At 38.5% G+C, this 16,350-nt stretch carries 16 protein-coding genes and 1 riboswitch; of the genes, 2 read left to right on the top strand and 14 right to left on the bottom strand.

Features of this window, described 5'->3' with window-relative positions:
- Window positions 1–370: 370 nt before the first annotated feature.
- From ACMZ42_RS13860 to ACMZ42_RS13810, 11 genes are all read right to left on the bottom strand, one after another.
- The gene (locus tag ACMZ42_RS13860) at window positions 371–1,219 is read right to left on the bottom strand and encodes a MetQ/NlpA family ABC transporter substrate-binding protein (RefSeq protein ID WP_415731808.1); all 849 of its coding nucleotides are present in this window, start codon (window positions 1,217–1,219) and stop codon (window positions 371–373) included.
- Window positions 1,220–1,306: 87 nt separating this feature from the next.
- On the bottom strand, window positions 1,307–1,975 hold the full coding sequence (locus ACMZ42_RS13855) for a methionine ABC transporter permease (protein WP_370078157.1): 669 nt from the start codon (window positions 1,973–1,975) through the stop codon (window positions 1,307–1,309).
- Entirely contained in the window at window positions 1,965–2,993 is a 1,029-nt protein-coding gene (locus ACMZ42_RS13850; RefSeq protein ID WP_415731807.1) for a methionine ABC transporter ATP-binding protein, read from the bottom strand. Before ACMZ42_RS13850 ends, ACMZ42_RS13855 begins: the two co-directional genes overlap by 11 nt.
- Window positions 2,994–3,313: 320 nt before the next feature.
- Window positions 3,314–3,418: riboswitch (SAM riboswitch) on the bottom strand.
- A 64-nt stretch (window positions 3,419–3,482) separates the two neighbouring features.
- Window positions 3,483–3,785, bottom strand: coding sequence for a thioredoxin family protein (locus ACMZ42_RS13845; protein WP_415731806.1), 303 nt, complete (start codon window positions 3,783–3,785; stop codon window positions 3,483–3,485).
- A gap of 16 nt (window positions 3,786–3,801) precedes the next feature.
- Window positions 3,802–4,143 (bottom strand): toprim domain-containing protein, encoded by a 342-nt coding sequence (locus tag ACMZ42_RS13840; RefSeq protein ID WP_132361835.1) that lies wholly within the window; start codon window positions 4,141–4,143, stop codon window positions 3,802–3,804.
- A 382-nt stretch (window positions 4,144–4,525) separates the two neighbouring features.
- Window positions 4,526–4,906: a glycine cleavage system protein GcvH gene (gene gcvH, locus ACMZ42_RS13835; RefSeq protein WP_132361837.1), complete on the bottom strand. Its 381-nt coding sequence runs from the start codon at window positions 4,904–4,906 to the stop codon at window positions 4,526–4,528.
- A 175-nt stretch (window positions 4,907–5,081) separates the two neighbouring features.
- Window positions 5,082–5,438: an arsenate reductase family protein gene (locus tag ACMZ42_RS13830; RefSeq protein WP_370042360.1), complete on the bottom strand. Its 357-nt coding sequence runs from the start codon at window positions 5,436–5,438 to the stop codon at window positions 5,082–5,084.
- Window positions 5,439–5,581: 143 nt separating this feature from the next.
- Entirely contained in the window at window positions 5,582–5,926 is a 345-nt protein-coding gene (locus tag ACMZ42_RS13825; protein ID WP_415731805.1) for a hypothetical protein, read from the bottom strand.
- A 505-nt stretch (window positions 5,927–6,431) separates the two neighbouring features.
- Window positions 6,432–8,216 (bottom strand): acyl-CoA dehydrogenase family protein, encoded by a 1,785-nt coding sequence (locus ACMZ42_RS13820; protein WP_402869341.1) that lies wholly within the window; start codon window positions 8,214–8,216, stop codon window positions 6,432–6,434.
- Window positions 8,217–8,336: 120 nt separating this feature from the next.
- Window positions 8,337–9,509, bottom strand: a complete 1,173-nt coding sequence (locus ACMZ42_RS13815; protein ID WP_370078166.1) for an acetyl-CoA C-acetyltransferase — start codon at window positions 9,507–9,509, stop codon at window positions 8,337–8,339.
- A 244-nt stretch (window positions 9,510–9,753) separates the two neighbouring features.
- Window positions 9,754–12,138 (bottom strand): 3-hydroxyacyl-CoA dehydrogenase/enoyl-CoA hydratase family protein, encoded by a 2,385-nt coding sequence (locus ACMZ42_RS13810; RefSeq protein ID WP_415731804.1) that lies wholly within the window; start codon window positions 12,136–12,138, stop codon window positions 9,754–9,756.
- Between the two features lie 364 nt (window positions 12,139–12,502).
- Between ACMZ42_RS13810 and ACMZ42_RS13805 the strand changes: the two genes are divergently transcribed.
- Together ACMZ42_RS13805 and ACMZ42_RS13800 are read left to right on the top strand one after the other, a co-directional pair.
- Complete coding sequence (locus ACMZ42_RS13805; RefSeq protein ID WP_402869533.1) at window positions 12,503–12,847, top strand: thioredoxin family protein; 345 nt, start codon at window positions 12,503–12,505, stop codon at window positions 12,845–12,847.
- Between the two features lie 58 nt (window positions 12,848–12,905).
- The gene (locus ACMZ42_RS13800; RefSeq protein ID WP_415731869.1) at window positions 12,906–13,409 is read left to right on the top strand and encodes a C39 family peptidase; all 504 of its coding nucleotides are present in this window, start codon (window positions 12,906–12,908) and stop codon (window positions 13,407–13,409) included.
- Between the two features lie 55 nt (window positions 13,410–13,464).
- Here the strand turns inward: ACMZ42_RS13800 and spoIIP are convergent, their stop codons facing one another.
- The 3 genes from spoIIP to ACMZ42_RS13785 form a co-directional block, all read right to left on the bottom strand.
- Entirely contained in the window at window positions 13,465–14,370 is a 906-nt protein-coding gene (gene spoIIP, locus ACMZ42_RS13795) for a stage II sporulation protein P (RefSeq protein WP_415731803.1), read from the bottom strand.
- The gene (locus ACMZ42_RS13790) at window positions 14,360–14,899 is read right to left on the bottom strand and encodes an RNA polymerase sigma factor (RefSeq protein WP_370078174.1); all 540 of its coding nucleotides are present in this window, start codon (window positions 14,897–14,899) and stop codon (window positions 14,360–14,362) included. Before ACMZ42_RS13790 ends, spoIIP begins: the two co-directional genes overlap by 11 nt.
- A gap of 487 nt (window positions 14,900–15,386) precedes the next feature.
- Window positions 15,387–16,274, bottom strand: coding sequence for a 5'-3' exonuclease H3TH domain-containing protein (locus ACMZ42_RS13785; RefSeq protein WP_402869351.1), 888 nt, complete (start codon window positions 16,272–16,274; stop codon window positions 15,387–15,389).
- Between the last annotated feature and the right edge of the window lie 76 nt (window positions 16,275–16,350).

Raw genomic sequence — 16,350 nt, 5'->3', positions numbered from 1 at the left:
GCTATAAAACACAAAAGAAGACCCTTTTCGATAAAAATGTTATATTTTTCTGATAATAGACATCCTTTTTTAAACAAGAAAAAAAAGGGAATGCAAGCTTTAATACTTACATACCCTTTCAAACTGTAGATAAACACTATTTTGATATAAAATTACATAGTAATTTTTTGACAACCTCTGTAGAGAGTGGCGACTTCTGTGGAATGGGCTTGCATTGAAAGCCCCGTAGGAACGTAGTGACGAGGAGATTGAAGCCAAAACCGTGGAAAGCACCAACTCTGCGTGATCATTACATTTGTTTTATTCTTTTGTCGACAAGCAAAAAGGGTATGTAAGCTGTAATACTTACATACCCTTTTTTCGATACATTTTATTTTACTGGTACAACTGAGCCTTTCCACTCTTCAATAATGAAGTCTTGGATTTCTTTAGATTTTAATACTTCTATTAATTTTTTAATTTCTTGTTTTGATTCATCACCAGCACGTACAGCGATAATGTTTACATATGGAGATTCTTTATCTTCAAGAGAAATTGCATCTTTCAATGGATTTAAGCCGTTATCGATTGCGTAGTTAGAATTGATAAGAACTGCATCACCTTCATTATTTTCATACATTTGTACAAGCATTTCAGGAGCTGTATTTGCATCGAATTTGAAGTTTTTAGGATTTTCTACAATATCCTTAAGTTCAGCAGATGTTTTATTTACTCCATCCTTAAGTTTAATTAAGCCCTTAGCTTCTAATAATGAAAGCATACGTCCATGATCTGCAACTGAGCTAGAAAGTAAAATTGTTGCACCTTCTGGAAGATCCTCAAGAGATTTATATTTTTTAGAGTAAATACCGATTGGTTCAATATGAATACCACCAGCGTTTACAAAATCATAACCCTTTTCTTTAATTTCCTTCTCTAAATAAGGGATGTGTTGGAAATAGTTTGCATCAATTTCGCCAGATTCTAAATCTTGGTTTGGTAATACATAATCTTGATATGTTTCAATTTTAAGATTGATACCTTCTTTAGCTAAAATCGGTTTTGCTTTTTCCAAAATAACAGCATGTGGTGTATTAGAAGCACCTACTGTTAATGTTACATTCTCTTTACTATCACCAGCATCAGATGATGAGCTTTTTTCTTCTTTTTTACCAGCACCACAAGCGGCTAGAGCTAGTACTAATACAGATAAAAATAATCCTGTTAATAACTTCTTCATTTTATTACTCTCCCTTTTCCTATATAAAATATGTTAGCGGTATGAAACCGAGATAACCTTTTAGATGTTCATAGTATGATGCTCTTTTTAGCGTTTATCTGTTTTGGTTGTAATTAAGTCGCCAATCCATTGAATAATAAATACTACTATTAAGATTAAAATAGTTGCCATTAAAGTTACATCTGTGCGATTACGTTGGAAACCATCTAAGAATGCTAAGTTTCCTAGACCACCTGCGCCGATAATACCTGCCATCGCAGTATAACCAACAAGTGCTACAGCAGTTACAGTAAGACCAGAAATAAGCGCTGGTAACGATTCGGGAATTAATACTTTCCAAATAATCGTTGACGTTTTGGCACCCATTGAACGAGCCGCTTCAATAACACCTTTATCAATTTCGCGTAAGGCGATTAATACCATTCGCGCATAGAATGGTGCAGCTCCAATAATTAATGCTGGTAAAGCCGCGTCTGCGCCACGAATTGTGCCGAGTAAAAATTTCGTGAATGGAATTAATAAGATAATCAATACGATAAATGGAATCGAGCGGAAAATGTTAACGATTGATCCTGTTAAAAAGTTTACAATTTTGTTGGCCCATAGTTGGTTGGGACTTGATAAAAATAATAAGATTCCAATTACTAATCCAAGTATAAATGTGATGACCGTAGAAATTGTTGTCATATACAATGTTTCATACGTAGCGTCCCACATTTTTTCCCAGTCGACATTCGGAAAAAGACTAGTTAGCATTTGTAATCACCTCCGTTTGTACTTCGACTGTATTTAAGTAACTCAGTGAAGCAGCAACGTTCGCCTCTGAGCCATCAATTTGCACAATAAGTGTACCGTACGCTCCATTTTTCGTTTGCGAAATATTACCATGTACAATACTTACTTCTACATCAAACTGTTTCACAAGATGTGAAATGACAGGCTGCTCTGTTTTTTCTCCTACAAAGATTAGCTTAACAAGTTGTCCATTAGGGTAATTTTCTTTAATTTGTGCCACAGTTTCCTGTGTTTCCTTCGTATCTGTAATTTGAGAAACGAATTTTTTCGTAATGGCTGCTTGTGGAGCTTGGAATACTTGTAATACTTCACCACGTTCTACAATTTCACCAGCTTCCATAACCGCTACACGATGACAAATCTTACGGATAACGTGCATTTCATGTGTGATTAACACAATCGTTAGACCTAATCGTTCGTTAATATCGACAAGTAGATCAAGAATAGCATCTGTTGTCTCCGGATCGAGTGCAGATGTTGCCTCATCACATAACAATACCTCTGGATTATTAGCAAGTGCACGAGCGATACCTACCCGTTGTTTTTGTCCCCCCGATAGTTGTGATGGATATGCTTTTTCGCGCCCTTCCAAGCCAACTAGTGTAATCAATTCATTCACACGTGCTTCCCGTTTGGCCTTTGGCACACCTGCGATTTCTAGTGGGAAAGCGATGTTTTCTGCAACAGTTCTAGACCAAAGTAAATTGAAATGTTGGAAAATCATACTAACCTTTTGTCTAGCATCCCTAAGCTTTTGCCCCTTTATGGACGAAAACTCTTGATTATTAACCGTCACCGTACCAGATGTAGGCTTTTCTAAACCATTTAACAAACGAATCATTGTACTTTTACCAGCGCCACTATAGCCGATAATGCCGAAAATTTCACCTTTATTAATAGAAAGGTTGACGTCTTTAACTGCTGTTAATTCGCCATTCGTAGTTTTGTATTTCTTCGTAATATTTTGAAGATTGATCATAGCGAATTCTCCTTTTCTTATATCAATTATGCCTCGGCATAATTGTTGCTGTCACTTCGCTTTTGCACAGATAAAAATTACGTCCGGAATCGGCTTTGTGCTTAGGCCTGCAGATATTTTTTGCGCGAAAGCGTAGTGCTAACGCAGCGACAGCAGCACCGATGCAGGTCAGTTAGCCATTATCGCATGGATGCGATGGTTTTAGGCTAACATCCTCTAAGCACTCCTTTTCGATTCCAGGACACCCGCTGAAAGAAATTAAAAAACCCCTTCACTTAAAGACAAGTAGAAGGGGTCACGTACATATACGCTAAACCGTTCTCTCATCTGTCAAAGATAAATCTTTGGGTGATTTGGCACCTTTTCACGTTTGTGATGGTTGCCGGGCTTCATAGGGCACTTCCCTCCGCCGCTCTTTATAAGAGTTCGATATATTTATTGTTTTTTTAATATATTTGTTACTTTACCATGTGATTAATATTCAGTCAATTAGTTTTTTAACAATTCGTATAAATATGGTACGGATTGGAAGGCATAAACCTTTTCTATCACTTCTCCGCCTTCACATACGAGTAAACATGGTACACTTTCGATTTTATTATCATAAGCTATTTGCTCTATAAAATTAATATTCGCCTTACCAATCTGTAGCTGTGGCAGCAATTGCTCAATAACCGCCATCATTTTCGATGCAACTGCGCACGTTCCACACATTGGCGTATATAAATAAAAGGCAGCCTTTTCACCGGACTGGATAGCCGTGTTCCACTGCTCTTTTGACCATTCTTCCATTTTTTTTCACGCAACCTTACAAAATATATTCATTATGGATTGAGAAATGTGCACGAAGCAATATCGCCGCTAACACTTTCCTCGGAGTTGTCTCAACTTCCTTATATGTTGGCATCGTACGTAAATGCTCAGCCTCTGGATAATGTCTGTCCATTAATGCCCGTAGCTTATTACCTGATGTATCTGCATCAAAAAATGTATAAAGCTCACAACCCTCATATGGGTCGAGTAGCTCTTCTAATTGATGCACACCAATTGTACCATTTGTACAAAGTATTTTTACGTCTTCATTTAAAATAGGTTCGATTTGAAGTTTATCCGATCGGCCTTCGACAATTAAGCATTTTCCCTCGAACATCACGCCACCCCCATTTAGACATATCCCTTATAATTCATTATATCAACAAACCTTGTCGTTGATACAGTTAGATACCTATTAATAAGGGAATATACTTGCATTTACCTTACCAACTATAGTGGCAGGATGGTTAAGATAAAAAAAAAACGTCGGTAGTTTCCGACGTTTTTCTGATCAATTATGCCTCGACATAATCGCGTCAGGAATCGGCTTTGTGCTTAGGCCTGCACGACGCAGGTTAGTTAGCCGTTATCGCATGGATGCGATGATCTTAGGCTAACATCATCTAAACACTCCTTTCCGATTCCATGACATCCGCCGGAGGCTTTAACTTCTTTTAGCTGATGTTTGAACACTCGCTGAAAGAAGTTAAAGGCTTGTCTTATTCTGCAATCATTTCTTCGTATTGCTCAGCTGTCATAAGCTTGTCAATTTCTGAAGCATCAGCAGGCTCTACAACGATCATCCATGCTTTTTCATATGGTGATTCATTAACGAATTCTGGGCTATCTTCTAAATCTGCATTTACTTCAACTACTGTACCTGAGATTGGTGCGTATAATTCAGAAACTGTTTTAACAGATTCTACGCTACCGAATGGATCATCAGTTTTGATTTCGTCGCCAACTTGTGGAAGTTCAACGAAAACGATATCTCCAAGTTCAGCTTGTGCGAAATGAGAAATACCGATACGTACTTTACCATCTTCTACTTTTACCCATTCGTGCTCTTCAGAGTAACGTAAGTCTTTAGGTGTGCTCATGAAAAAAACCCCTCCATAAATATGTAATATATTCATTTTCAGTGTGCCATACTTCTACCATAAAAACAAGAATCAATTATGCCTCATTCAGCTCAATACCTATAGAGGTGAAGAGTTCTGACCTGACGCTTCGCTTTCGCTACATACAACATTTACTGAAACAAGTGAAAAGCGGTTATTTCCAAGCTTGCTCAAAATCTGATTCTTTAAACCCTAAAGTAACTTTTTTTCCATCGGTTACAATCGGACGCTTAATCAACATACCATCTGATGCAAGCAGTTCAAGCTGCTCCTCTTCAGTCATTTCAGCAAGTTTATCCTTCAAGCCAAGCTCTCGATATTTCATACCAGAAGTATTAAAAAATTTCTTTAAAGGTTGTCCACTAGCTTGCCATAAGTTTGATAATTCATCCTTTGTAGGTGGTTGTTCGACAATGTGTACCTCTTCGTATGAAACCCCATTGTCATTTAGCCATTTTTGAGCTTTTTTGCAAGTAGTGCATTTCGGATATTGAATAAATTGAATCGTCATTTATAGGCTCCTCTACTTTCATCTTTAGGAACTACATTTTCAGTGTATCCCCCATTTTCTGTAGTATACCATCATAACCGTTACGAGCCAAAATGAAACTCTTCAAGCCAAAGCGTGGGGTTGATTTCCGTTCCGGCTGGAAGCTACTCATGATGCTTTCGGGGGTTCTTGGAATTTTTATCAGCGATTCTCATGTTGTTATCAGCGATTCTTGGCATTTTATCAGCGATTTTCTTGTTGTTATCAGCGATTCTCGGCATTTTATCAGCGATTTTCTTGTTGTTATCAGCGATTCTCGGCATTTTATCAGCGATTTTCTTGTTGTTATCAGCGATTCTCAGCATTTTATCAGCGATTTTCTTGATGTTATCAGCGATTCTCAGCATTTTATCAGCGATTCTCATGTTGTTATCAGCGATTCTTGGCATTTTATCAGCGATTTTCTTGATGTTATCAGCGATTCTCAGCATTTTATCAGCGATTGGCATTTTGGAGTGGTCCGTTTCCTTCGCTCCGTGCAAGGTCTCGCCTGTCTCGCTTTCGCACAGATGAAACCCTTTTGCTATCAAACTACATTTCAAAGGATACATGTGGAGTGGAGACAGGGCGACATTATAAAGCGCACACAGTTTTGTGTATGAATCCTTTTTTGCTCTTTAGCAGGTGGATGTCGATAAAATTTAGAAGTTGGGTGATAAAACATGAAAGTTAGTAGATAAAATTCAAAAGTTGGGTGATAAATCGTGAAAGTTGGTAGATAAAATTCAAAAGTTGGGTGATAAATCGTGAAAGTTGGTAGATAAAATTCAAAAGTAGGGCGATAAATCGTAAAAGTGTTCTGATAAAACTAAAAGTTGGATGTTATTTTGTTAAAGCGAAGCGACCCCATCGAATGCGCGTAGCCGGAACAGAAATCACCGAAGAGCTATACTTTTATTTCCAACAAAAAAACCTAGCTATCACATCTCGGATAGCTAGGTTGGGACTGCTATATTAAACTACAAATTTTTCTGCTTCAATTAATTTAACAGAAGCTTCGCGTTTCTTCGCGATTAAGTTGTATGGATTGTTGCGAGTTAACTTACGTAGTGCAGACAATGTCATGCGTGCAGCGTCGCCGTCTGCTGAAGCAAGAATCGTATCTTTTGCTTCTTTTTCAATTTCTGCAAATGCTTCTTGGCAGAAGATTTGAGTGTACAGTAATTTTTGATGAGCTTTTTCAGCACCGTCACGAGCAATCGCTTTTTCTGTACGCAATACAGCTGATTCCATCGCGAATAATTGGTTTGCGATATTTGCAATATTCACCAATACTTCTTGCTCTTGATCAAGCTTCGCACCGTAGCGTTGTGCTGCTATGCCTGCTGCTAATACAGCAATTTTCTTCGCATTTTTCACAAGATATTTTTCCTGTGCTAGCGGCTCTGTGCCTACATCCTCAGGCATTAGCATTAGAAGCTCCTGTTGTAAGTTTTGAGCAACTTGTAGTAATGGTAATTCACCTTTTAATGCTTTCTTCATAAATGTACCTGGTACAATCATGCGGTTAATTTCATTTGTACCTTCAAAAATACGATTAATACGAGAATCACGATAAATACGCTCTACTTCGTATTCAGCCATAAAGCCGTAACCACCGTGTAATTGAACCGCTTCATCTGCAATGTAATCTAAAGTCTCTGAACCAAATACTTTAGCAATAGAACATTCAATAGCATACTCAGCAATTGCACCAGCGATCACTTTCCCTTGCTTTTGCTCTTCTGGGCTTAGCTGACTTAAACGGTCTTCAAATAAACCTACTGTACGATAGTTTAATGACTCAGACGCATATAATTGTGAAGCCATTGTTGATAATTTTTCTTTTGTTAGATTGAAATCAGACAGCTTCGTTTTGAACTGCTGACGTTGGTTTGTATATTGAATGGCAAGCTCTAATGCACGCTTCGAGCCACCAATTGTTCCAACCCCTAATTTATAGCGCCCGATATTTAAAATATTAAAGGCAATAACGTGTCCACGACCTACTTCACCTAAAAGGTTTTCTACAGGTACTTCTGCATCTTCAAGGATTAATGTACGAGTCGATGAAGATTTGATCCCCATTTTTTTCTCTTCTGCGCCAACCGAAACGCCATTGTAGGCACGTTCAACGATAAATGCTGAGAATTTATCGCCATCGATTTTCGCATAGACAACAAATACATCTGCAAAGCCTGCATTTGTAATCCATTGCTTTTCACCATTTAAAATATAATGTGTCCCTGCATCATTTAATTTTGCAGTAGTTTTTGCACCTAATGCATCTGAACCTGAACCTGGCTCAGTTAATGCGTAAGCAGCAATTAATTCACCTGATGCAAGCTTTGGTAAATACTTTTGCTTTTGCTCTTCATTTCCGAAAAGTACGATTGGTAAAGAACCAATACCTACGTGTGCACCATGCGTAATAGAGAAGCCACCAGCAACAGACATTTTTTCTGCGATTAATGCAGAAGAAACTTTGTCTAGTCCAAGACCCTCATATTCTTCAGGTACATCTGCGCTTAATAAGCCGAGTTCACCTGCACTTTTTAGTAGACGAACCGAATGCTCAAATTCATGGTGTTCTAAGTTTTCAACGACTGGTAACACTTCATTTGCTACATACTCTTCAGTTGTTTTAGCAATCATTTTATGCTCATCTGTGAAATCTTCTGGTGTAAATACACGATCTAATTCCACATCTTCAATAATAAATCCGCCGCCTTTAATGAAATCCGTTGTTTTTTCTGTCATTCTAAATTCCTCCCTATTTATCTATTGTTAGTAGTTTTAATCCCCAATATATAGAAAAGCTTGAAGCACTGTGTTCGGAGGCAACCGGAAACGCTGCACTCCAAGCTGATCTAGCAAAAATCATAGAATTTCAAACACTCCTGCAGCACCCATTCCGCCGCCAATACACATTGTCACGACGCCATATTTCTTACCTTGACGCTTCAATTCATGAATAAGCTTTAATGTTAAAATGGCTCCAGTTGCACCAAGTGGGTGACCTACGGCAATTGCTCCACCATTGACATTTACTTTGTTTTGGTCGATGCCTAAATGGCGTACGACTTGTAGGGATTGTGACGCAAATGCTTCGTTAATTTCCCATAAATCAATGTCATCAATTGCTAATCCTGCAATTTCAAGTGCTTTAGGTACTGCCACGATTGGTCCAATACCCATCACCTCAGGAGGTACACCACCAACTGCAAAGCCTAAAAACTTCGCCATTGGTGTAAGCCCTTGCTTCTCTGCTTCCTCACGATCCATCACAAGTACTGCCGCTGCACCGTCTGAAGTTTGAGAGGCATTACCAGCTGTAACGCTGCCCTTTACATGGAAGGCTGGACGAAGCTTCGCTAAACCTTCTACAGATGTACCTGGACGTACACCTTCATCCATGCTAAACGTGAATTTTTTCACCTGTGGCTTGTTGTTGTCATCTACATAATGCTGCTCTACTTCGATTGGTACGATTTCATCATTGAATTTACCTTCTTTAATCGCTTTTTCCGCAAGCTCATGTGAACGCACCGCAAATGCATCCTGATCTTCTCTACTTACATTGTATTGACGTGCCACTTCCTCTGCTGTGTGCCCCATCCCCATATAATATTGGGGAGCAGTTTCTGCTAAAGTTGGATTTAAGCGAGGTGTATTACCTACCATTGGCACCATACTCATCGACTCGACTCCACCAGCAAGAATCGCCTTAGAATGTCCTAGCATTATACGCTCTGCTGCAAAAGCGATTGCTTGTAAACCTGATGAACAGAATCTATTAATTGTCTGCGCTGGTGTTGTATTTGGTAACCCGGCAAGCGCTCCTATATTACGTGCTACGTTCATGCCTTGCTCAGCTTCAGGCATTGCACACCCTAAAATTAAATCGTCAATCGGACCTTCATAGCCCGCTCTTTTTAATGTTTCTTTGACAACAACCGCTCCAAAATCATCTGGTCTAACTGTTGCTAAAGAACCCTTCTTCGCTTTTCCAATCGGAGTTCGTGCTCCTGCTACAATAACGGCTTCACGCATCGTATTAATCCCCCTTTGTTTCATGTGCAAGTATGGTTAATTTGTATTATCAATTATGCCTCGGCATAATTGCGTACGGAATCGGCTTTGTGCTTGCACAAAGAACTCCTTTCCGATTCCGTGACATCCGCCGGAGGCTTTAACTTCTTTCAGCGGATGTTGGATACCTGCTGAAAAGTGACTTGAATTCGCATTCATCTCACCACCTATAGAGTTAGGAGACTCCTGCTGAAAGAAGTTAAAATCAGTTACGCAGTGGTTTGCCCTTTAAAAGCATGTGCTGCATTCTTTGTTGAGATAAAGGTTCTGCAACTAAGCTTAGGAACGCCTCACGCTCAAGGTTTAATAGGTATTGTTCATCTACTAATGTGCCATACGGAACTTTACCACCAGCAATGACATACGCTAATTTTTTAGCGATTTTTAAATCGTGTTCACTAATATAGCCTGATTCAAACAACCCTTGCGCACCGATTAATAGCGTACCGTAGCCTGATGCACCGACTACAGGAACTTTCGCAGGTACAGGTGCTTGATAACCTGCCTCATAAAGTGCTAGTGCAGCTTGCTTTGCATCGTATAGTTGGTGATCTGGGTTAACAGAAATCCCATCAGCAAAGTTTAAGAAGTTATTTTCACGTGCTTCTTCGCCAGACGTCGAAACTTTTGCCATTGCAACTGTTTCAAATACTTTATTAGCAATATGTTGATAGTCTACCTCAACACCATTTGGTAGCCCTTTGATGAATTTTTGGTAAAGTGCCTTATTACCGCCACCGCCAGGAATTAATCCCACGCCGACTTCCACTAAGCCCATATACGTTTCCATCGTTGCTTGAATATGTGCAGCTGGTAAGCAAACTTCTGCTCCTCCACCAAGTGTCATAGCAAAAGGTGCTGCTACAACAGGCTTGCGAGAGTATTTAATCTTTTGCATTGCATCTTGGAATGCTTTAATAACGAAATCTAGCTCAAAAATATTATCATCCTGTGCTTCTACTAAAATCATTCCTAGATTCGCACCAACACAGAAGTTTTTCCCTTGGTTACCGATGACTAAGCCTTTATAGTTAGCTTCTACTTCATCGACTGCAAAGTTAATCATTTGAATAATGTCTAAGCCAATTGCATTTGATTGGGAATGGAATTCAAGTAAGGCAATTCCGTCACCTAAATCTATTAAGCTAGCACCTGTATTTGATTTGATAACACCGTGCTTTTTCTTATAACGTTTTAAGTTAATTTCTTTTTCATTAACTGGCACTTTTACGTAGTCAGAGCCATTATAATAAGCTAGATCGCCGTCAATTTCCGAATAGAAAGTTTCAAAGCCGCTTGCTAACATATCTTTTACAAATGCCGGCACCTCACGACCTTCAGCCTCCATTTTAGCTACGGACTCTTTCACGCCAATTGCATCCCATATTTCAAATGGCCCTTGCTGCCAGCCGAAGCCCCATTTCATAGCATTGTCAATCGCAACAATATCATCAGCAATTTCACTGTGTAGCTGTGCCGAGTAAATTAGCGTCGGAGCTAAGATACCCCATAATAACTCTCCTGTACGATCCTTTGCATATGTTAGTGTTTTTACTTTATTTGCTAATCCACGAGTTTGTTTTGCCATCTCGATAGAAGGTGTTTTCAATTTTTTTGCTGGGCTATATTCTAGTGTGTCTGGATCAATTTCAAGGATCTCTTTACCTTGCTTTAAGAAGAACCCTTGACCTGATTTTGCTCCTAGCCAGCCGTTTGTAACCATTTTCTGTAGGAATTCTGGTACTGCAAACACTTGCTGCTCTTCACCAGTTGTTTGATCATAAACGTTTTTCGCTACATGAATAAATGTATCTAAACCAACAACATCCAACGTTCGGAAGGTTGCAGATTTTGGACGACCGATTAGTGGGCCTGTTACAGAATCCACCTCACCAACCGAATAGCTACCCTTCATCATTTCTTGTAAAGTAATTAGTAAGCCGTACGTTCCGATACGGTTGGCAATGAAGTTCGGTGTATCTTTAGCAAGTACAACGCCTTTTCCAAGTACATCTTCGCCAAATGTTTTCATAAAGCTTACAACTTCTGGCGCTGTTGTGTTTGCCGGAATGACTTCAAGTAATTTTAAATAGCGTGGTGGGTTGAAAAAGTGAGTTCCAAGGAAATGCTTTTGAAAATCTTCTGAACGTCCTTCTGCCATTGCATTAATACTTATGCCAGATGTGTTTGAACTAATAATTGTGCCAGGCTTACGTACAGCATCAATTTTTTCATATAGGTTTTGTTTAATCGCTAAATTTTCAACGACAACTTCTATAATCCAATCTACATCTTTTAATTTCTCTAAATCGTCCTCAAAGTTACCAACCGTTAGTAGTGATAAATTTTTCTTAGAAGTAAGTGGTGCTGGCTTTTGCTTTAATAACTTTTGAAGAGCTCCGTTGACAATACGATTTCTTACAGCAGGATGCTCTAAGGAAAGACCTTTTGCTTCTTCCTCTTTTGTTAGTTCCTTCGGTGCAATGTCTAATAATAATGTTGGAATACCGATGTTTGCTAAATGTGCTGCAATTCCAGAGCCCATTACCCCAGAACCTAGAACAGCCGCTTTTTTAATGTTGTAAGTCACAAGCAATTCCCCCTTATTCTTCCATTGAATGAATAGTCATTCATTTTTTGGCCAAAAAAATATCAAGTTTGCCTTAGTGTATTTTTGTCCAGATCATCTTAGGCGTAATCTGTGACATACTACAAAGGCTTATCTTCATTCAGCAACCATTTTGAATTAGAGGTTAATATCTTCTGCTGAATAAAGATAAAACTACTTTTTCTGTTTTTAGTTTAGATTATTTTGTCTGATTTAGCAATCTTTTTTCACCAATTATTTTTGCAATATATAACTTTTTTCGTTTTTTACGAGCGAAAATAAGACAATAAGTAGATAGTGATAATTCCAAACAGAAAACTTTCAGGTTGAGGGAAAAATGTGTAGAATGGAAAGCAAGGAGAGTGAAATACTAATGAAAACAATTACAACTGCTGAACAATTTAATGAACTGATCTCAGGTGATCAAAAAGTTCTAGTGAAATTTTACGCTGGATGGTGCCCAGATTGCACACGCATGAATATGTTCATCGATCCAATCATCGAAGAATACAACCAATTTGACTGGTATGAACTTAACCGTGATGAGCTTCCAGAAATCGCGGACAAATATGATGTAATGGGTATTCCAAGCCTATTAATTTTCCAAAACGGTGAAAAATTAGCACACTTACATAGTGCAAATGCTAAAACACCTCAGCAAGTTATAGAGTTCTTATCTGCTCAACAATAATGGAAAAATGAGCTGCATTTCTTTTTGAAATGCGGCTCTTTTTAAAAAGGAGATTATGATGCGCCAGCAATTGTCGCTACTCGGAAAGTCTCAATATGATGCATCCATTTCACCAAAATACCGTAATTCAGCTTGTGGTCCTACAACTGTACATGTAGTCTTAAACTATTTGGAAGATCGAGCTCCTTCGGTAAATGAGCTTTATAAACTTCTCGGTGGCACAAAAATCGGGTTATTTAAATGGCGTCTAATTCGCAATCTTTGTCGGCTCCGTCCGACATGGGATATTCGTGATTGTACGTTAAAGGAAGCTATGCAGGAAATCGATGCAGGTCGCCCTGTCGCCATCCGCTTTGACCGATATTTTAGCTTAAATTGGCGCGATAAAAAATCTGCCTTCGCTTATCATTGGGTGCCTCTCATTGGCTATGAAATACGAAATGATGTGCTGTGGCTAATGTTCCATGATAATGGCGGCCCTAATCGTGAAAGTAAAATTCGAACGGCTCCTTTTAAAGATAATGAAAAAGTATTGAGCTTCGTGAAAATTACACCGAACTAGACGAGAGCGTGCTTGCAATGTTAGACACGCTCTTTTCTTATCAATAATTCAAGGCTTATTTACTCTTCTCAATAATAACTTTTAGAACTTCCGCAAATACATCCATTGTTCTATACGATTCTTCCAACGTATTTTCTATACCTCCAACTTCTAATAATACTGAATTATCATGGAGCTCTTGATTATAGGTGTTTTGGGGATCGACCCCTTTTTCTATTACACCTATTGATAATCCCGGATATAATACTTCTAGTTGTTCATGAAGCTGAGTGGCAAATATTTTATTCGTTTCATAGTTTCCACTCGTTTTTGATACGACAAATTTAATTCTTGCGTAATCCTTCCCTTTAATTTCAATTGTGGATTCACGTCTTTTTTGAGAATCTCGATGTATATCAAACACCATGCGAATACTGTCATTTTCAGCTAAAACTTTTTGTAAATTTTCCCGTGATACTTTATATGATTCCCAATAATTTAAACCTCTTCTTTTTAAGATTCCAGCAATATTGGTCTCATCATGTACTGAATTAATTTGCATTTCCTTTAGTGCTCTACTTAACTCTTTACCTAGCAATGTTACATTTTTAGTATCGCTATAAATCATCTGATTAATTTCTTGTGCAGGAAGCTCTGGAATAAATGATTCCGTATTATGTGAATGATAAATATATACTACAGGTTCCTTTTCATCCATTGCATAAGACAATGACGCCCCTCCATCACTATGGGCTACCTCTGAAACTGTGCCACTTCCATTTAAGGAGAATAACCATGAAAAAATAAATGCACAAACTAAAACGCCGCTTGTAATCACAGAGAATTTTGTGAAGATTCTTTTTTTACCCATGCTTCGTGCTCGTTGTCTAAGAGTATTCTCAGTTGCAGAAACAAACTCCTTTCTAGGATGTTGAGGGTATATTTCTTTCAGCATATCAAATAAGTCTTTTTCATTTTGCATTTGTCAAAACCCCCTCTATTTCAATATTCAGTTTTCTTTTAAGCTCTTTTAGGGCTCTGTGATAATCAACTTTTACTTTCGCCGCACTACATTGAAGGATCTCCGAAGTCTCGTTTATGGAAAATTCATTAATACCTCGAAGAATGACTACTGCTCTATAATTAGGTTTTAATTTAGCAATAGCTTCATGAATAAATTGTTTTATTTCTGTTACCTCAAATTCCTCATCAGGCTTCTTTTCATTCGATGATAGCTGATTAAAAAAGCCGTCCTTAAATAGTGAGGCAAACCTTTTCTTTCTGTAGTGATCTATTGCCACGTGTTTTGCGATTGAAAAAATCCATGTTTTCAAATGATATTTACCATTAAAATTCGATAAACCTTTTAATACCCGAATGAATACTTCTTGGGTCAAATCCTCAGCATCATTTTGATTTCCCGTAAAACAAACAAGAAATCTATAAACGTCTAAGTAATATAAATTGTAGATTTCAACTATTCTTGATTCTAAGTTATTTGAATCAATCAATCTTTCCCCTCCTTTTACTTATTTGCTTATAATTCGTTTGAGATTAGGCAAAGGTTACAAAAATTTATATAAAAAAAGATTCGTCAACATAACGTGTGGTTGATTTCCGTTCCGGCTGGGCGCTTTGTAGCTGCCGCTTCGCTTTCGCACAGATAAAACATTTGCCGCTGACGCTTCGCTTTCGCGCAGAGCAGAGCTTCCTAGGGGCGTCCGATGAGCCGCTTCACTCGCTTCGCTCGCTCCAGGGTCTCATCTGTGACGCTAATCCCTAAGGAGTCGCCCAACCTTCACTCCAATCAACCTAAGTACATGGCATATGTTTTAACAAATGTCAGTCTTTGGTGATGAGCCATAAAAAAACAGAGTATATTTCTATACTCTGCGTTGATGACCATGATGTTGGTCACTCAGGCGTTTTCAAAGGATATGAAGATCTTAGCCTGAGTTCCTTTATTTCAGCGGATGTTTTGACATCCACTAAAAGAAGTTAAATAAGTGAATACAGTGAGCGTGCTTGTTTAGCGATTAATGTGTAGCCTCGTTCTTCTATTTCTTTGAACGTTTGAGGCTCGTAATTAGGTAATACTAAGCTCGCTAACTCTGCCTCGATCGGTACGTTCGTTTGAATTGTTGCAAGCTCGTGTGACAATTTTAGCATGTCTAGATTCTCTTTAATTTTCGTGCGTTGACCTGGTTTTAATTCGTCTATTGACGTAAGAACATTTTCGATAGAACCATATGTTTGAATTAACGTAAGTGCCTGCTTCGGTCCAATACCTTTAACGCCTGGGTAGCCGTCACTCGTATCTCCCATAAAAGCTTTAACCTGTGCAAATTGAATCGGTTCGATGCCATATTCCTCTTGAAAGCGTGTATGCGTATAAACGTCATACTCTGTGTAGCCTTTTTTCGTAAAAGCAATTTCCGCTGATGGTCCTAGAAGCTGTAGTAAATCCTTGTCTCCGCTAATTACCGTAATGTCAGCCTCATCCTGAAATTTTGTAATCATTGAGCCAATTAAATCATCTGCTTCCATCCCTTTAACACCGAAATTTTGCCAACCAATTTGTTGCGATAAATTTTTCGCCATATCAAATTGAGGTAGCATTTCCTCTGGTGGTGATGGACGATTAGCCTTATAGCCATCAAATAATTCGTTACGGAATGTATGTGCACCCATATCCCAACAAACAGCAAGATGGGTCGGCTTCATAATAGATTGTGCCGTCAATACATGACGTGCAAAGCCTTGGGCACCGTTAGAAGGTGTCCCATCCGCCAGGCGAATATAATGCCCCATTGCAGCCGAAGCAAAGAATGAACGGAATAATAGCGCCATGCCATCCACAATTAAAAGTTTTGGTTTTGTTGTCATGATAAATAGTCCTCTCTATAACAATACAATAATTGTATTCATTTATGATACTTTTATTAAGCATTGTCTATTATAG

The sequence above is a fragment of the Lysinibacillus sp. NPDC056185 genome (assembly GCF_047737915.1).
Lineage (GTDB): Bacteria > Bacillota > Bacilli > Bacillales_A > Planococcaceae > Lysinibacillus.
The sequence above is the reverse complement of the archived record's forward strand: the minus strand, read 5'-3'. Positions and strand labels throughout refer to the sequence as shown.